At 43.0% G+C, this 16,220-nt stretch carries 18 protein-coding genes and 1 tRNA gene; 8 read left to right on the plus strand and 11 right to left on the minus strand.

The window, feature by feature from the left end; translation table 11 throughout:
• The first annotated feature begins 15 nt into the window (after window positions 1-15).
• Complete coding sequence (locus MARME_RS05220) at window positions 16-423, plus strand: OsmC family protein (RefSeq protein ID WP_013660210.1); 408 nt, start codon at window positions 16-18, stop codon at window positions 421-423.
• 180 nt (window positions 424-603) lie between these two features.
• Here MARME_RS05220 and MARME_RS05225 read toward each other — a convergent pair.
• From MARME_RS05225 to flgA, 4 genes are all read right to left on the minus strand, one after another.
• Window positions 604-679, minus strand: a tRNA-Arg gene (locus tag MARME_RS05225).
• Between the two features lie 131 nt (window positions 680-810).
• On the minus strand, window positions 811-1,287 hold the full coding sequence (gene flgN, locus MARME_RS05230; protein ID WP_013660211.1) for a flagellar export chaperone FlgN: 477 nt from the start codon (window positions 1,285-1,287) through the stop codon (window positions 811-813).
• Between the two features lie 13 nt (window positions 1,288-1,300).
• Window positions 1,301-1,618, minus strand: coding sequence for a flagellar biosynthesis anti-sigma factor FlgM (gene flgM / locus MARME_RS05235; RefSeq protein WP_013660212.1), 318 nt, complete (start codon window positions 1,616-1,618; stop codon window positions 1,301-1,303).
• A gap of 99 nt (window positions 1,619-1,717) precedes the next feature.
• Window positions 1,718-2,413 (minus strand): flagellar basal body P-ring formation chaperone FlgA, encoded by a 696-nt coding sequence (gene flgA / locus MARME_RS05240; protein ID WP_013660213.1) that lies wholly within the window; start codon window positions 2,411-2,413, stop codon window positions 1,718-1,720.
• A gap of 133 nt (window positions 2,414-2,546) precedes the next feature.
• Between flgA and MARME_RS05245 the strand changes: the two genes are divergently transcribed.
• Both MARME_RS05245 and MARME_RS05250 read left to right on the plus strand, forming a co-directional pair.
• Entirely contained in the window at window positions 2,547-3,485 is a 939-nt protein-coding gene (locus MARME_RS05245; RefSeq protein WP_013660214.1) for a chemotaxis protein CheV, read from the plus strand.
• Between the two features lie 79 nt (window positions 3,486-3,564).
• Window positions 3,565-4,395 (plus strand): CheR family methyltransferase, encoded by an 831-nt coding sequence (locus MARME_RS05250; RefSeq protein WP_013660215.1) that lies wholly within the window; start codon window positions 3,565-3,567, stop codon window positions 4,393-4,395.
• A 162-nt stretch (window positions 4,396-4,557) separates the two neighbouring features.
• Here the strand turns inward: MARME_RS05250 and MARME_RS05255 are convergent, their stop codons facing one another.
• Window positions 4,558-4,956 carry an acyl-CoA thioesterase gene (locus MARME_RS05255; RefSeq protein ID WP_013660216.1) on the minus strand — a complete coding sequence of 133 codons (399 nt, stop codon included), beginning with the start codon at window positions 4,954-4,956 and terminating at the stop codon, window positions 4,558-4,560.
• Here MARME_RS05255 and MARME_RS05260 point away from each other — a divergent pair, their 5' ends adjacent.
• Window positions 4,957-5,985 carry a DUF3080 domain-containing protein gene (locus MARME_RS05260; protein ID WP_013660217.1) on the plus strand — a complete coding sequence of 343 codons (1,029 nt, stop codon included), beginning with the start codon at window positions 4,957-4,959 and terminating at the stop codon, window positions 5,983-5,985.
• A 29-nt stretch (window positions 5,986-6,014) separates the two neighbouring features.
• Here the strand turns inward: MARME_RS05260 and MARME_RS05265 are convergent, their stop codons facing one another.
• Window positions 6,015-6,338: a hypothetical protein gene (locus MARME_RS05265; RefSeq protein ID WP_013660218.1), complete on the minus strand. Its 324-nt coding sequence runs from the start codon at window positions 6,336-6,338 to the stop codon at window positions 6,015-6,017.
• Between the two features lie 288 nt (window positions 6,339-6,626).
• On the opposite strand from MARME_RS05265, the gene MARME_RS05270 reads away from it, so the two are divergent.
• From MARME_RS05270 to MARME_RS05285, 4 genes are all read left to right on the plus strand, one after another.
• Entirely contained in the window at window positions 6,627-7,691 is a 1,065-nt protein-coding gene (locus MARME_RS05270) for a GGDEF domain-containing protein (RefSeq protein WP_013660219.1), read from the plus strand.
• 100 nt (window positions 7,692-7,791) lie between these two features.
• The gene (glk, locus tag MARME_RS05275) at window positions 7,792-8,763 is read left to right on the plus strand and encodes a glucokinase (RefSeq protein WP_013660220.1); all 972 of its coding nucleotides are present in this window, start codon (window positions 7,792-7,794) and stop codon (window positions 8,761-8,763) included.
• Between the two features lie 24 nt (window positions 8,764-8,787).
• Window positions 8,788-10,263, plus strand: coding sequence for a glucose-6-phosphate dehydrogenase (gene zwf, locus MARME_RS05280; RefSeq protein ID WP_013660221.1), 1,476 nt, complete (start codon window positions 8,788-8,790; stop codon window positions 10,261-10,263).
• A 16-nt stretch (window positions 10,264-10,279) separates the two neighbouring features.
• On the plus strand, window positions 10,280-10,903 hold the full coding sequence (locus MARME_RS05285) for a bifunctional 4-hydroxy-2-oxoglutarate aldolase/2-dehydro-3-deoxy-phosphogluconate aldolase (RefSeq protein WP_013660222.1): 624 nt from the start codon (window positions 10,280-10,282) through the stop codon (window positions 10,901-10,903).
• A gap of 176 nt (window positions 10,904-11,079) precedes the next feature.
• On the opposite strand, the gene MARME_RS05290 is transcribed toward MARME_RS05285, so the two are convergent.
• From MARME_RS05290 to MARME_RS05310, 5 genes are all read right to left on the minus strand, one after another.
• Entirely contained in the window at window positions 11,080-11,904 is an 825-nt protein-coding gene (locus MARME_RS05290; protein ID WP_013660223.1) for an HDOD domain-containing protein, read from the minus strand.
• A 253-nt stretch (window positions 11,905-12,157) separates the two neighbouring features.
• Window positions 12,158-12,772, minus strand: coding sequence for a LabA-like NYN domain-containing protein (locus tag MARME_RS05295; protein ID WP_013660224.1), 615 nt, complete (start codon window positions 12,770-12,772; stop codon window positions 12,158-12,160).
• Window positions 12,773-13,022: 250 nt separating this feature from the next.
• Complete coding sequence (locus MARME_RS05300; RefSeq protein ID WP_013660225.1) at window positions 13,023-14,216, minus strand: quaternary amine ABC transporter ATP-binding protein; 1,194 nt, start codon at window positions 14,214-14,216, stop codon at window positions 13,023-13,025.
• Window positions 14,209-15,108 (minus strand): ABC transporter permease, encoded by a 900-nt coding sequence (locus MARME_RS05305; RefSeq protein WP_013660226.1) that lies wholly within the window; start codon window positions 15,106-15,108, stop codon window positions 14,209-14,211. The genes MARME_RS05300 and MARME_RS05305 overlap by 8 nt, the downstream gene beginning before the upstream one ends.
• A 75-nt stretch (window positions 15,109-15,183) precedes the next feature.
• Entirely contained in the window at window positions 15,184-16,188 is a 1,005-nt protein-coding gene (locus tag MARME_RS05310; RefSeq protein ID WP_013660227.1) for an ABC transporter substrate-binding protein, read from the minus strand.
• Window positions 16,189-16,220 lie beyond the last annotated feature (32 nt).

Raw genomic sequence — 16,220 nt, forward strand, 5'->3', positions numbered from 1 at the left:
AGAGAACACTACATTATGAAGACAAACGTAAGTTGGCAGGAAGATGTTCATTTTACAGCTGAAACAGGATCTGGCTTTAAAGTGGAAATAGATGGGAATCAAGCGGCAGGCCCTCGTCCAATGGAATTGATTTTAGCTGGGTTAGGCGGCTGTACTTCCTACGACGTTGTGAATATTCTCAAGAAATCGCGTCAGGATGTAGTTTCTTGTGTTGCTCATGTCGATGCAGACAGAGCAGATACAGTACCGTCCGTGTTTACAGAGATTCGCGTGCATTTTGTTGTAACAGGTCGAAAAATCAAAGAAAGTGTAGTGGCTCGTGCCGTGAAGTTGTCTGCGGAAGAATACTGTTCTGCATCGCTTATGTTAGAACGCGGCGGCGTGAACATTGTGCATAGCTACGAAGTGATTGAAGTGGAATAGCGCGTTTTAAATACTTCTTTAAGGTTGGTGAAAAGAGCTGGGCAGGAGACTGTCTGGCTTTTTTGTTTTCGAGGGTTTGGTTTATAGATTCAGTACGTTTGATAGAGCTTTAGTTTGTAAATAACAATGGAGCTATTGAGGGGGAGGTGTTAGGTGTCGGTCTGTGCTTGTCGCTTAGCATGGCGTCCCCACCAGGACTCGAACCTGGAATAGCTGCTTAGGAGGCGGCCGGTATATCCTGTTTACCTATGGGGACGTTGGTCTGACTTTAAGTAGGAATCAGATGGCAGGATTATAACGATAAAATACAAGATATCAAATAGTTAGGGCTAATTGGGCTAGGTGATTTTTTTGAGAAATAAAACCTAGAAGGTTAGCTTAAGTTTGTTAGGCTCTACCGAGCGTGTGTTTGCTGCTAATCGGTTTGGTGCCACCCGATTGAGTATACACTTTATTTTTGTGGTGATGACCTTGAAGCATCTCAAGCAGGGCTTTATCGCGCTTTTGTACTGTATTCAGTACTTTGGCGTTGGTGTTATTGACCAGCTTGCACTTTTCTAGCAGGGACTCACACTCTTCCACAAGTAATTTAACATCGTCCATTTTACTCTGTTCTGCAAGCCATTTTTTAAAATCAAAAGTCTGTTGGTTTTTTTGATTAACGATATTAAATTTTCTTAATACTTGAGAGTGTTTAAGTGTTTGGGTATCAATGTCGTCCAAAAGAGACTTTTTAAGGGAGGCAACCTTTTCGATTCTGTCGGAATCTTTAGTCGCCAGAGCAGAGCGCTCTTTTTCAAGTAGCTCTTCTAGCTCTAGCAAATTGCTTTTAATCTTAGAGAAAATCGGGGCTAGCGGAATCATAAAAATTTAACTACTAAAAAAGTGAGTCCATCGCAACCAAGTTGCTTGCTAACTTCTCAGTATCAATTTTATATTCGCCAGCAGCAAGTGCTTGCTTGATTTGCTCTACTTTATCCATATCAACTTCCGGCGTTTCGCCTAAAGAAGCTTGACTGCTTTGTAAGGATTGTGCAGTACCGCTAAGTTGAACCGTATCTTCTGATAAGGTCTCTTTAGCATTTACACTACTGCCAGAAGAAGCTGTGTTGCTTTCTGCAACATTCTCTTTCTGGATCTTTTCATTTTTGCCTAAAGTGGTTTGATTTCCTAGGCCTGAAATATTAATCGCCATGACTCGCCTCCGCTAGAACTGCCCGTTGACCACTTTATCGACTCCCAAACAAAAAACTTTAGAAAATTTTTCGACTAATTCTGGTTGTTGACGAAGTAATCAATAGTTTACAAGAACTTCGCTATCACTGACAACTTTTCCGTACACTATTCGCCCAGAACTTGCGTTTTTAACTCTGATTTGTTGTCCTTTCGCACCGTCTTCCAGAGCCGTGCCGTTCATTTTTACACTAATTCGGCCGCTTCTCGCGGTAATTAGCACTCGAGCGCCTTTTTTTACCAAAATGGGCTGTTTTGTAATTTTGTCCGTGATAAAAGTGTTTATTCGGATGTTGCGAGAGGCGACAAGTCCATAGGGTGGTGTTTTTGCTGTGTAGAGATGACCTCTTATGGTGGTTATGTCGACTTTCCCAGTCGTCGTGTTTGTAGGGGTAATGACGGAGCCTCGACTAATTGGTACCGATGTCTTGATACCATCGATTAAAATCGATTGAGAAACTGGGACGAAGGATTTCCAAGTGGGGGTGTCGCAACTTATGGCGTAGTTTGTTCGTTTGGTTGCGTCCGGGCGTTGGTTCTTTATTGTTATAGGGTTACTGCACTTTGGTAAGTAACCTAGTGAAGTACTGTTCGATAATTCGATCTTTATTTCTGCATTTGGGTATATATTTGATAGCCTAGGTATCTCATGTTCATTGATGAACTGTTGTAATTGCGTAGCGATTTGTGTCGCATGGGAGCAGTTATTGAAAAAAATGAGTAGGATAAAGATACTGTATCGGTAAAGTGAATCCATTGTTGGCTCTTTGTTAAATTACATGAGTTGTAACAAGGTATTAGTAAAATGATTAAAATCACTCTATCATTGGTTCTAAGTAATTCACAATGATAGTGATATTCAATAGACATGTGCACTTCAGGAGGCATGTATGGCTGGAGTTCTCGATAGTGTTAATCAGCGCACTCAATTAGTCGGAGAGAACCGCCTAGAGTTACTTCTTTTCCGCTTAAACGGTAAACAGATTTACGGGATTAACGTGTTCAAAGTGAAAGAGGTGCTTCAATGTCCTAAGTTGACAACGATGCCTCATAGTAGCTCGGTCGTTCGTGGTGTTGCTCATATTCGCGGCGGAACGATTCCTATTTTGGATTTAGGACTCGCGACAGGTGCAAGTCCAATCGAAAATATAGACCAGTGTTTTGTGATTATTACCGAATACAATCGACGAATTCAGGGCTTTTTGGTCCGCGGTGTCGAGCGTATTGTTAATATGAACTGGAGTGATATCCAGCCACCGCCAAAAGGCTTGTCGAATGATAACTACTTGACAGCAGTGTGTCAGGTGGAAAAAGAAATGGTTGAGATCATTGACGTTGAACAGATTTTGTCTGAAGTAGCGCCAACGAGACAACATATTTCAGAAGGTATTGTTACGGGCGAAGTCCAGAAAAATGCGAAGCAGCATCATATTCTTATTGTTGATGACTCTTCGGTAGCTCGTAAGCAGATCAAGCGTTGTATGGAAGACGTCGGTTTTGCGACGACCGTACTTTGCGATGGTTTAGAGGCCATTACGTATCTCAAAAATCTTGTCGATGAGGGCGTTGATATTACGGCGCAGTTCTCAATGGTTATTTCGGATATCGAGATGCCTGAAATGGACGGTTATACGTTAACGACAGAAGTTCGTAATGATAGTCGACTCCAAGACTTGTTTATTCTATTGCATACATCGTTAAGTGGCGTATTTAATGAAGCAATGGTTAAGAAAGTAGGTGCTGATGGTTTCTTAGCTAAGTTTCAGCCTGACGAATTGGCTAAAATTGCGATAGAAACCGTAGCTGCTCAAGAAAGCTTAGAGGCGTAACGACGCTTCAGTTGTGGAGTTATGTTAGTGCATAACATGTTGGCGCATTGCGTGGTTTTGGCTTTTGTTTGGGGGGCCTATGTTCAGTAGTACAAATGCAATTACCCCTGCTGGATACGATCGATTTAGAAAGTATCTACAAAAAGTATGTGGCATATCCTTGAGCGAAAATAAGCAGTATCTAGTTGCTAGTCGCTTAGGGAAGCTCCTTGAACGTGAAGGCTTTAATCGAATAGAAGCGCTGGTTGATACTTTGGAAGTGGGGCGAAATAAGGCCTTAAAAGAAGAAGTAATCAATGCGATGACGACGAACGAGACTTTATGGTTCCGTGATAGTCATCCTTTTAACATACTTAGAGAGAAGATCTTACCCGAGATGAAAGACAGGCCATTAAAAATTTGGTCAGCTGCTTCATCGACAGGTCAAGAGCCTTATTCAATTAGTATGGTTATTGAAGAGTTTAAAGCCTCAAAACCTGGTGTTCTTCGAGCTGGGGAGCGTATTGTTGCAACTGATATTTGTACTAATATCTTGCAGCATGCAAAACAAGCTGAATACGACAGCTTGGCTATTGCGCGAGGCTTAGGCGCTGATATGCAGCGAAAATACTTTGATAAAGTTAATGATTCTACTTGGCGAGTAAAACGAAATTTGTCTACGAGAGTTGAGTTTAAGTTCTTAAACTTAATTGAGCCTTTTAGCACGCTGGGTAAGTTTGATGTGATTTTTTGTCGTAACGTTCTGATCTATTTTACGGCGGAAACGAAGCTCGATATTTTACGTAGAATGCATTCCTGCCTTAATCCAGGAGGGTATCTATTCCTTGGAGGATCTGAAGCGTTAAGTGGCCTTTCCTCGCACTTTGATATCGTTCAATGTCACCCAGGTATCGTTTATAAAGCGAAGTAGAGTGCGCGTGAAAAGCGTTAGTGAGTGCTTGAAGGTGATTTTATCGCGAGTACTTACTGAGCTAATTATGTATTCAAAACGTAAAGCCCTATGATAGTAATATCGTAGGGCTTTTTATTTGGGTGAGCGTTCTAGAGAAGGTGCGAAGAGCGCTAAAAGAGTCTAATCGTTAAATATTGGAGTAGGGCGTTTATCTTCATCAACGGCGACGAAGTTAAAATGTCCGGTAATGGCTTTTTCGACCTTGTCACTATGGAGCTGTTCTAGATAGATGTTAACTTCAACTTTTAGTGATGTTTTTCCGACTTTTACCACTCGGGCAACGAGTTCAACCAGTATTCCCGTTGGAATTGGTTTATTAAAGTCGACTCTTTCAGTGGATATTGTAACGACCTGTTTTCTAGCGAATCGAGTCGCCGCAATGTATGCGACCTCATCCATCCATTGCAGTGCTATGCCACCAAATAGAGTGTCATAGTGGTTTGTCGTATTAGGAAAGACCACCTTGGCAACGCGGGTCTCAGACATGTCTTCGCGTTTTTTTATGAGTAGTTGATTCATATGTTGTCATTTAAGTCTGTTTTAATAGTAATTACATCGTTTCTGATATGCAGCTGCGATGACCGATTTCGACCGTTAGAACATCTAGTATCCTACCATGAAGCGCTGGCTCGTTCTAAACTGATTCAACTTGAGGAGCTGGAAACAGATAGCCACTTAAGCTTACTGCGCTTGCCTGATTTGCGTGATCGAACGATGCCGCTATCAAAATTTGATATTGGTTTGTTGGAGTTTCTCTCGTTGCAGCGATGTGATGTGGGGTTGGTCGCAGGAGAAAGGAACAGTATCCTTGGGAGAGTGATGCCTTCGAGCCAGCGCTTCCTTTATGAGCTTAAGATCATAAAGGCCATAGAGCAATGTACTATTGAAAATGAAAGTTTGATGACTAAGCTGCAAGGGGTCGTTAGAACTAAGCGAGCTGAATTACCTAAAGCGTTTGCAAATGCTATGTGGTCTGGGGAAGAGGCAGCGGGGTTCTTTAGCCTATCTAACGGGATGATTTCGATGTCACCAGAGCGGTCTCAATACCAAGCTCTTGTGAGTACTTTTTCAGAGCTAGTAATTATCGGCGAAAACCTGCAAACACTGCCTAACTTGTCTAATAAAGTATTTGAAGCCTATCTTAAAGTTATGCTTGATAGTGAGTATGGAGGCAGGCTTCTGGTGACGCTTCAGGTGCTTGCAACACGCTTAGAGTACGCTACGAATGCTATTGAGGCAGTGGACGTGAATGCTGCTAATTGCCAAGCGCCAATCGCTTATTTAAAACAACAATTTACTAAGTACTATATCAAGATTATTCAGCCTTATATGGCCCGAGTGAATCGAGTCGCTTATCAGGTGCTGCCTAATTTAAAAGAGCTGGGCAACGTTGCTAGTGAAGAACCAGAGGCACTAAAGCGCTTTTTCTCTCAATTTGATGAAAATACCAACACTGTGTGGGGGAGATACAAACAAGCCTCTATCCGCCATGCTCAAGCTTGGAGTCACTTATTTGAGCAGTGTGGAATAAGTCTCAAAACAAATTAAAGCCGCTTTTTGGGAGGGCGTTTTGTATCCTAGGCTTTTGCAAGGAGTAGGTTATCAACGGCTTCAACAGCGTTGTATTGTATTGCGCCACCTACCGCTAAAGGTTCTTGGCTTAGTGCCTTCAAAAGTGCGATATTGGCCGTAGGGTTTTCGGAAATTGAATGAGTGAATTGAATCGGGCGAGTCACAGCGTGCGGCTCGTGTTGATTGAGTTCATCAGCTGTGCCCTGAATGCTTGGGCCTGGTTGACTAAAAAGACTCATAAATAGCGCGAAGTCAGCACTCCCTGAAACCTGACGACCAGGTTGGGTTCTCTGTGTTAACTGGGATTCGACTATTTCTCTTACGTTCATGTTGATTCTCTTAATGATCAGTCTTTTTATCGGCTGAGTGACCGATTCTTTAGAAATTGATTAAAGAGTTTGTAAATTTAGCCGTTAGCGAGAATATTCGTATAATGAACAACCAGTTACAGATATGACTAGCAATAATACCAAGAAAGTTGGTTTTGCTTTTTTAAATTGACTTGTTTTGTCATATCACTGTCGTTCTGATTAAACATCGTACTATAATGCATTGTAGATCAACTGCTTTGTATTGGTAGAAGAACCCTATGTGGACAGCTAGTTAAGGTGTAATAAATGCACGATGTCGATGAGCTAATAAATAATGTTCGCCATAATGAGCAGATAGCGCTTAGGTTCTTCGATATTGAACGTTGTATCTTGTCTATTGGACGTTGCGATCAATTCGTATCGACACTTACTAAAGAAGTTCAAAAGCAGTTTAACGTCCCGTTTGTCTGGGTGAACCTTATCAATGAGGCGCCTCTAGCTCATTTGGTTGAAAGTCTGGAGAAAAGCACGGGTCTAAAAGACCGAGTTCTTTTTACTCGCCGAAGTGCCATGATTGACGCTATAGGCGTCGGAAGTAAGACGGTTCTAGTGAATCAGGACGTAAATAAGTATCGTGAAATCATCCCTAGTATTTACCGAGACATTATCGGTTCTGTTGCAATTTCACCTCTTACGATGGACGGTGAAATAGTTGGGCTTTTTTGTCAGGCGGATGAAAATGCGGATCGCTATGACCCGAATACTAAAGACACTTTTCTGCTTGATCAACTTGCGATAAAAATTTCTATTTGCCTAAGCAATGTAACCGCACGGGAAAAACTTGAATATTTAGCAACAAGAGATCCTCTCACGGGGTTGCTAAATCGTCGACAGTTGGAGCTGATGTTAGATCGTGAGTTTGCCCGATCAAAACGTCAAAATAGAGATCTAACTGTTGTGTTTATTGATTGTGATGCCTTTAAATCAATAAATGATACGTTGGGTCACAACTGTGGCGATGAAGTGCTAGAATATATTGCAAAGCGTTTACTAAAGTACATTCATAAGCAAGGCTTAGCGTTTCGATTTGCTGGTGACGAGTTCGTTTTCGTGACCCCTGGGAAAAGCTATGATCAGGCAATACACATTGCTGAGTCTATCCATGATTACTTGCAAGCTAATCCGCTTAGATACCGTAATAACTTAGTTCCTATTACTATTAGTTATGGTGGTGCGAGTGTCACGTCAGACTCGCCCTCAAGCTATAAGCAGCTATTAAAAATGGCTGATGAGCGCCTCTATCATTATAAAAACAACCGAAAGAGATCGGTGCCAACCAAGGTGTTTAAATTCTTAAATAGAATACGCTAGATGTAATTTAATTACATGATTGCGTGATTAGAATTGCAAATTGGGATGTTTTTAACGTCGTTTTTGTTGTAAAATTTCAAAAAAAATTAAAGGGTCATGTATGTCTCATGCATTGATTGCTGATCTAGGTGGGACTAATGCGCGTTTTGCCATTGTTCCTATCAATCAATATCAGCCTCAAGAAGTGCACGTGTTTTCGTGTAAAAACTTCGATACATTTTTCGATGCTGCGAATGCCTATCTGGGTAAATGCAGCGTTGAACTAGAGTTTATTGATGCGGTTGTTTTAGCCATCGCTGGCCCCGTTAATCGCGAGGTTATTCGTTTTACGAATAACTCTTGGGCGTTTACAAAAGAAGAAATTCAGGCGCATTTTGGAGCAGATAAAGCCGTAGCGTTATTGAACGACTATGATGCTTTGGGCCACTGCTTAGAAATTTTGCCTAAAGACGACTTGGTAACAATTGGCGAGCAAGAGGCGATTGACCTAAGTGCTCCGTCATGGGTCCTAGGTCCTGGAACTGGTCTTGGGGTTGCGTGTGTCGTTCCTCAGGACGGTGTCGCTAACCTAGTACTACCAGGTGAAGGCGGGCATGTCGATATAAGTACCAATAGCGATCAGGAAGACTTTATCCTTCAGTTTTTGCGAGAACGGCATACACGTGTTTCTGCTGAGCGTGTCTTGTCCGGTATGGGGATTGAGAATATTTACGAAGCCTTGTGTGCCCGAGAGAAAATAGGTAAGCGTTTAACTGCTCCTGAAATTGGTGAAGCATTCCTATCAGGATCAGATCCCATTGCCAAAGAGACGATGAGCCAATTTTTTACCTTCTTAGGGCGTGTTGTTGGAAACTTGGTCTTGGCCGTTGAGAGTCGTGGTGGCGTGTATATTACAGGTGGTATCATACCGCGTTATCTGGATGCGTTTAAAGAAAGTGGATTCAGAAAAGCGATGCAAGAAAAAGGTCGGATGACAGGTTATGTTTCACCGATCCCAACGTTCGTTGTGATGTCAGAATACCCCGGGCTGATGGGATGTGCTAACTATGCATCTTATCTCGTATCAGAATAAGCCTAACATTATTGGAGAAATAGAATGAAGGCCAGTTTAAAAGCCTGTGACGTTGTTATTTTTGGCGGCGGTGGTGATCTTGCAATGCGCAAGTTATTGCCAGCTCTGTACCATTTAGATATGGATGGATTGCTCGCACCGACAACTCGTATTATTGGTGCGTCACGTCGTGATATGAGTGCCAAAGATTACCAAGACAAAGTTCGTGCTGCTCTGGATGAGTTCGTTCCTGCAAGCAAAGAAGACACAACGATTTGGAGCCGATTTAAAGAGCGTCTTAGTTACGTATCGGTGAATGCTCAAGAAGAATCTGATTTTGCACGTTTTAATGAGCATGGCGTTGGTGACGATGAGCGAGATGCCGTTTTTTACTTGGCGACGTCTCCGGACCTATTTGGCTCAATCTGTTCTTCATTGGCTAAATTTAAACTGAATCAAGCCAGAATGCGTGTTGTATTAGAAAAACCGCTTGGTCGTGACCTCGCTTCTTCGCATGCAATCAACAATGAAGTATTGCAGAATTTTCAAGAGAGCCAAATCTTCCGAATCGACCACTATCTGGGTAAAGAAACGGTTCAAAACCTATTAGCAATCCGTTTTGGTAACACTTTGTTTGAGCCGCTATGGTCAAGTGCTCATATCGACAACGTTCAAATCACCGTATCGGAAACGGTTGGTGTAGAAGGCCGATGGGGTTATTACAATAAGGCTGGTGCGTTGCGTGACATGGTACAAAACCATCTGGTTCAGCTGCTGTGTCTGGTTGCAATGGAACCGCCTAGCCGTATGGATTCAACGTCTGTCCGAGATGAAAAGATCAAAGTTCTGAAAGCCCTTAGGCCAATAGAAGGGGCAAATGCGTATACAAAAACAGTTCGTGGTCAGTACGCAAAAGGCATGATCGATGGTAAAGACGTAAAGGGCTTCTTTGATGAAGAAGACAGCAATCCAGAATCACGTACCGAGACATTTGTCGCGTTACGTGCTGATGTTGATAACTGGCGTTGGGCTGGAGTGCCATTTTACTTGCGAACGGGCAAGCGTTTAGGGCAGCGCTACTCTGAAATTGTGATTCAATTTAAAGCGTTACCGCATAGTATCTTTAACGACGAAAGTAATCGAGAACTGCAACGTAACCAGCTTGTGATTCGTTTACAGCCAGAAGAAAAGATTTCGCTTACTGTTATGAATAAAGTGCCGGGTGCAAGTGAAGGGATGAACCTTCAACCTGTTGACCTAAACTTAAGTTTGACGGAAGCCTTTAACGATAAGCGCAGTCCTGAAGCCTACGAGCGATTGCTACTCGATGTTATGCGTGACGATGCAACCTTGTTTATGCACTACGGCGAAGTAGAGGCAGCATGGAAATGGGTGGACGGTATTATGGCTGCGTGGGCTCAAACGAGTGAACGCCCTAAAGAGTATGCGTCTGGTTCATGGGGGCCAGCAGCCTCGATGGCATTACCAATCAAAGACGGCCGTAATTGGCACGATTACTAAATAAAGGAGTAAGTTCATGACTACATTGACTGCCGCTCAGGTAATGACTGCAACCCCTGTTGTCCCCGTTATCGTTGTAGATGATGTTGAACAGGCGGTATCGTTAGGAAAGGCATTGGTCGCTGGTGGTGTGCCAGTGTTAGAAGTGACATTACGAACCGATGCGGCGCTTGAAGCCATTGCTGCGCTTAGGAAAGAAGTACCAGAAGCGATTGTTGGTGCGGGAACTGTATGTTCCCGTGAGCAATATGTGAAAGCAATTGAAGCTGGGTCTCAGTTTGTTATTAGCCCGGGAATGACGGCTGATTTGCTTGCAGTAGGTAAAGAGTACGATGTGCCTTATCTACCTGCTGTCGCAACAATCTCAGATATTCTATTGGGCATGGAGTATGGTTACGATCATTTTAAGTTTTTCCCAGCGGAGGTGAATGGTGGTGTCAAAGCGCTTAAAGCCTTTGGGGGGCCGTTGCCTCAAATCAAGTTTTGCCCAACGGGTGGTATTAGTGCCGCTAACTTTAAAGACTATCTAGCGCTTAACAATGTATTGTGTGTAGGTGGTTCTTGGATCGTTCCAACGGATCTAGTTCGTGCGGGTAAGTGGGATGAAATTACTGAACTAGCCAAGTCGGTTAACTCATAGCCCCGTTTGACCTTGATTGTAGAAACATAAAAGCCGCGCTTTCTGTCGCGGCTTTTTATTATGTCTGGCACAGGGTAGTTATAGTCAGATTTCCGCATAACACCTCTTTTTATAATGACACCTAATAGGTTATGTTTCGCTTCGACTACATAACCTATTAGGTGTATCGTGTGTGGCTATGCGGCCATTGATCCTAGGGCTTCACTTTTCTCTATAAGCTCGTTTAGGTTGCCTAATACCTCCATTGATATTCCAGCGGAAATCGCAACCTCAGCGGGGTAATTGCTGATGATATCTTCTATCGATACTTTTTTTCTGTGTGATTCCATAATATAAGACGCAATATAAAGTGCAGCTGACAATTTAGGAGCTTTTTCGTCAAGAGGTGTTTTTGAGTATGCTAATGAATCGACTAGTTGAGAAGGAAATTTCCAGCGGGTTAGCAATACTTGGCCCGCTTCAGTTGAAGTAAAGTTGAAGCGTTCCATTTCGGCTTCTTCTCTTGTGCTTTTACCTTGTCGAACTAGCTCACGAATTACTTTAGCTCGATTTGGGTATGTTAGGTGTAATAGCAGTAAACCGATGTCATGTAGAACGCCTAGTGTAAAAGCGGCATCTTTATCAATGTCATTAGAATGTTCTGCGACCCATTTCGCGGCTTCAGCAACTTGAAAAGTCTCACTCCAAAATTGCTTAAGATCCAATCCTTCCACACTGTCGACAGAATTAGCGAAACCAGAAGCAATAACTAATGTTTTTAGACGGTCCATGCCCAATAGAATCGTTGCCTCTTCGATGGAGGAAACTTTTCGGGAAAGTCCAAAGTATGCGGAGTTTACGATTCTAAGGATTTTTAACGAGAGTGTTTGATCTTTCTTTACTTTAGTTGCTATTGCTTTGTATTCAGTACTAGGGCTATTTAAGTCAGTAATCAATTCACGAACGACTTCAGGTACATTTGGTAGTTTATCTGCTTGATTTAATAGGTCTTCGGGTTTCATACGGCTAATTCCTATTGAGTACGTAATTTCTAGAGTATCGAACTCAAAATTTAATGCTATGAAATAGGATAGTCAGTTTGTAATTTTTAGATAATAGTGTAATTTTTTTTAGCCAAATTAACTCGGGAGCGACCTAGAAAATTTCGATAATTTTCTTTATGTTTATGATATTACTATAAATTTTTTCTGTTATTGTTGCTTTTAGAATCCATCTAGAAGAGATTCGCTGTATTAGTATACGGACTCAAATACTTTAAATAAGTCGTGAATCTTCAATCGGATAATAAACGTCTGCTGTATTGATAAGACTTGTCGCGGTGAGTTTTTCTACGCCATATACTTCAACGAGACAGCGGTATTTCCCCTTTATTTTGTCCGCCAATATACTGAAATCGCCATCGCCTGTGACGAGAATGACAACGTCGGATTCTTCAGCGTGCTCCATTACGTCAATTGTGATACCGACGTCCCAATCGCCTTTTGAAGAGCCATCTGCTCTTTGTATGTAAGGCTTTAATTTCACATCAAAACCAATTGCTCTTAGGATATTTTGAAATTGTTTTTGCTTTTCGTCGCCTCGGTCTATCGCGTAGGCGTAGGCATTTTTTATGTCGTATTTCGATGACACTTCAGCCCAAAACGCATTGTAGTCAAAGCCACGACGGTAGGTTTGGCGAGTTGTATAGTAGATGTTTTGTACGTCGACAAAAATAGAGGCGGTTGTCATGTGTTGTCCAGAAAGAGAAAGTAGCCAATAGGTTAACACATTAAACCTATTGGCTTGAAAACTAGGGAAGGTGTGAACAAGTCCACTGGCTTCAGCGTGTGGATAACGCTTCTTTATTCGAGGCAGGTGTTTCAAGGCCAAATGCCGCCGTCCAATATTGAGCATATTGGCAAGAAAGTTAACAAAGAATTAAAGAGAGTTTAGCCCTCGCTCGGCAACTGCTCCTGCGTTGCCCTAATGACCTACATCCATGTAGGCCTCCTTCGGGTCTTTCAGAGAAGCAGTCTATCTTCGTTAAGAGTGATTGAAAGGTATTAACATTCCTGCTCACTCTCGCCTTAATAGATTGTTTCTCTGATAAGACAGCTCACAAGGCTTATTCGTACCTTCCCTAGGCTTCCAGCTCTTTTGGACTGAGAGCGTTCGCAAGCTCTAAATGAGTCAGAGTGCCTGCAACTTGGCTTTCTGCGTTGAGCACTGGTATGGCACTGTTGCTAGTAGAAAGGGCGATAGGCAGCACATCCTGAAGGTAGTCCTGTTCACCAACACTGTGTGTATGGAGCAGGGGCGTTTTCGATAAGCCGCTTTCAAAGGTCGCAAAACTATTTGGCGTTACGACGCCTTGGAGTTCATTGTCTTTGGTCCAAATAATGGTGCTATCTTCAGCGGATGTAAGGTGTGCTTTCAAATCGTCTGCGGAATGACAGTCGATAACATCTTGCCCTTGTGTGTTCATGACATGACTCACTTTCAAGGCTTTTGCTCGGTTTACGTCTTTGGCAAAGTCTCTTACGTAATCGTCAATTGGGTTCAAAATGATGTCTTCAGGCGTGCCTACTTGTACCATTTCGCCATCTTTTAGAACGGCGATACGGTCGCCTAAACGCAATGCTTCATCTAAGTCATGTGTGATGAATACAATCGTTTTGTGTAGCCGTTTTTGTAGCTCGATTAATTGGCTTTGCATGTCGTAACGAATTAATGGGTCGAGCGCGGAAAACGCTTCATCCATTAATAGAATTTCGGCATCGGTACATAAGGCGCGAGCTAGGCCGACGCGTTGTTGTTGTCCACCAGATAGCTGAGAAGGATATTGGTCTTCGTACCCTTCCAGACCCACTGTTTCTAACCATTCTTTGGCTTTCTCGGACCAACTTTCACGCTTTTCGCCTTTAATGGATAATCCGTAGCCAACATTATCTAACACACAACGGTGGGGCATCAGGCCGAAGTGTTGAAAAACCATTGACATTTTATGTCGGCGAAATTCAACTAAATCCTTCGCGGAGAGCGTCAGTATGTCGTCGCCTTCGACTTTTATCTTTCCGGCAGTAGGATCGATCAATCGATTAAAGTGACGAATAAGCGTGGATTTACCAGAGCCAGACAGCCCCATAATGACGAAAATTTCGCCACGCTTCACAGAAAGGTTGATGTCTCGAAGTCCAACAGTGTGGCCAGTCTCAGCAAGAACATCACTTTTGCTCATACCTTGCTTTACTTTAGGCAGTACGCTTTTTGGCGATGAGCCAAATATCTGATAAAGCGATTCTATTTCAATAAGTGGAGACGTTGAATTATCCATTCTGATTGTCTCCTAAATGCCTTTGTGCTCTTTTTGCATAACTCTGAGAAACTCGGTCAAACATAATTGCCAATGCGACAATGGCTAAGCCATTCAATAGTCCAAGGGTGAAGTATTGGTTGGTAATGGATTTTAAAACGGGTTGTCCGAGGCCTTTTACCCCAATCATCGATGCGATAACGACCATTGCTAGCGCCATCATAATTGTTTGGTTAATTCCCGCCATAATTGTTGGCATGGCAAGCGGTAGCTGAACTCCGAACAGACGTTGTGTGGGCGTCGCACCGTATGCTGTGGCCGCTTCGAGCGTTTCATGTGGGACCAGTCGAATCCCCAAGTTTGTCAGTCGAATAACTGGCGGGATGGCGTAAATAATAACGGCGATCAAACCTGGTATTTTACCAATGCCAAGCAACATAACGACCGGAATCAAGTACACGAAAGCGGGCATAGTCTGCATTATATCAAGCAGAGGCGTGATGATGGATTGGGCTCTATTAGAGCGCGCCATAAGAATTCCAATCGGAACGCCGATAGCGATGGATAAGAAGGTACACACCGTAATAATACTCAATGTGCGCATCGTATCTTCCCACATGCCGAAGTAGCCAATAGCGAGCAAAGAGGCAGTGACGCCTAAGCTTAGTTTCCAAGAACGGCTTAGAAAAAAGACGAGACCGGCGATTATTCCAAGGATAAGCCACCAAGGTGTATTTAGAAGAAGATTTTCAAACCAGATTAGAAATGAAAGTAGGGGGTCAAAGAACGCTTCGATTTGGTCACCGTAAGCGCGGGAGAAATCTCGATAAGTACCATCTAGTGCTTTTCGTATTCCCAATAGTTCCCTACGGCTCATATCTGGGAATTCAGTTAACCAGGATTGATCAGACATAGTTGTCTCTAATTTACATAATTAAAACGGAATTATAAAAAAGGGGGGCGTTGTGTCCCCGTTTTTTATAATGTGTTATAGGTTGTCTAGCGCTTTATTTAGCTTCGCTTTGACATCCGCACTGACCCAGTCAGACCATAGATCTGAATGCTCAAACATGAAGTTCTCAGCGGCGTATTTACCGTCAGCTTGATTGTCTTCCATCCAAGCTAAAAGACCATTCATGGTAGCATTGGTAAACGCACGCTTGCTTAGGTACTCGTAAGCTTCAGGCGCTTTGTCTGCCAGTGAGCTAGTGATAACGGTTTGTACCAAGGAAGGTGGGTACATGGTCGGTTTAGGAGACAAGCAGTCTTCTTGAGTCGTACAGCTTGTAAACTCTTCTTTATCGACACCAGAGCCAAAATCAACTTTGACCATTTCATATTTACCGAGTACCGCAGTTGGTGCCCAGTAATAGCCGAACCAGCCTTCTTTGCGCTCATAAGCTTTTGCGATAGAACCTGAAAGGCCTGCACCGGAACCTGGATCAATCAAGTCAAACCCTGCATCACCTAGGTTCATGGCACGGAATAAATTCTCTGCTGAAATCTGGCAGTTCCACCCAGCTGGACAGCCGTAAAAGGCGTGCTTGGAATCGTCTTCTGGGTGAGGGAATTCTTTTGCGTATTTGATAACGCCTTCGATCGTTGCCATTTCAGGGTGTTCTTCAACTAAATAGGAAGGTACCCAAAAGCCTTCTTCACCGCCGTCTGAAAGGGATTTACCTGCGACTTTTAAGCGCCCTTCTTTGACACCTTTTTCAAGCAGGTCTTTTAAAGCGTTTGACCAAAGTTCAGGCGCAATATCAGGCTGGCCTTTTTCGATCATGGATGTGCCCGTTGCCATAGTGTCGCCAGGTACGAGTTCAGCGTCACAGCCATAGCCGTGTTCTAAAATGAACTGGTCGATGTTGGCGATTAAAGAAGCAGAGTTCCAGTTCATGTCTGCAATGGTTACTTTGCCACATTCGTGATGCGCTGCAAAGGCGCTGGAAGCCCCCATTGCAATGGTTAGTGAAAGAAGAATTTTACTCTTCATATTGGTTCCTTTAGATAATTATTTTAAGTCGA

This window comes from Marinomonas mediterranea MMB-1, assembly GCF_000192865.1.
In the GTDB taxonomy this organism is placed as follows: Bacteria; Pseudomonadota; Gammaproteobacteria; order Pseudomonadales; family Marinomonadaceae; genus Marinomonas; species Marinomonas mediterranea.

Bases quoted from the DNA above. Each gene is read 5' to 3' on its own strand.
- flgM (WP_013660212.1), bottom strand. From the start codon at position 1,618: ATGGCGATTAATATTTCAGGCCTAGGAAATCAAACCACTTTAGGCAAA.
- MARME_RS05285 (WP_013660222.1), top strand. From the start codon at position 10,280: ATGACTACATTGACTGCCGCTCAGGTAATGACTGCAACCCCTGTTGTC.
- MARME_RS05220 (WP_013660210.1), top strand. From the start codon at position 16: ATGAAGACAAACGTAAGTTGGCAGGAAGATGTTCATTTTACAGCTGAA.
- flgA (WP_013660213.1), bottom strand. From the start codon at position 2,413: ATGGATTCACTTTACCGATACAGTATCTTTATCCTACTCATTTTTTTC.
- MARME_RS05270 (WP_013660219.1), top strand. From the start codon at position 6,627: ATGCACGATGTCGATGAGCTAATAAATAATGTTCGCCATAATGAGCAG.
- MARME_RS05245 (WP_013660214.1), top strand. From the start codon at position 2,547: ATGGCTGGAGTTCTCGATAGTGTTAATCAGCGCACTCAATTAGTCGGA.
- glk (WP_013660220.1), top strand. From the start codon at position 7,792: ATGTCTCATGCATTGATTGCTGATCTAGGTGGGACTAATGCGCGTTTT.
- MARME_RS05305 (WP_013660226.1), bottom strand. From the start codon at position 15,108: ATGTCTGATCAATCCTGGTTAACTGAATTCCCAGATATGAGCCGTAGG.
- MARME_RS05290 (WP_013660223.1), bottom strand. From the start codon at position 11,904: ATGAAACCCGAAGACCTATTAAATCAAGCAGATAAACTACCAAATGTA.
- MARME_RS05265 (WP_013660218.1), bottom strand. From the start codon at position 6,338: ATGAACGTAAGAGAAATAGTCGAATCCCAGTTAACACAGAGAACCCAA.
- MARME_RS05250 (WP_013660215.1), top strand. From the start codon at position 3,565: ATGTTCAGTAGTACAAATGCAATTACCCCTGCTGGATACGATCGATTT.
- MARME_RS05255 (WP_013660216.1), bottom strand. From the start codon at position 4,956: ATGAATCAACTACTCATAAAAAAACGCGAAGACATGTCTGAGACCCGC.
- MARME_RS05300 (WP_013660225.1), bottom strand. From the start codon at position 14,216: ATGGATAATTCAACGTCTCCACTTATTGAAATAGAATCGCTTTATCAG.
- MARME_RS05310 (WP_013660227.1), bottom strand. From the start codon at position 16,188: ATGAAGAGTAAAATTCTTCTTTCACTAACCATTGCAATGGGGGCTTCC.
- zwf (WP_013660221.1), top strand. From the start codon at position 8,788: ATGAAGGCCAGTTTAAAAGCCTGTGACGTTGTTATTTTTGGCGGCGGT.
- MARME_RS05260 (WP_013660217.1), top strand. From the start codon at position 4,957: ATGTTGTCATTTAAGTCTGTTTTAATAGTAATTACATCGTTTCTGATA.
- flgN (WP_013660211.1), bottom strand. From the start codon at position 1,287: ATGATTCCGCTAGCCCCGATTTTCTCTAAGATTAAAAGCAATTTGCTA.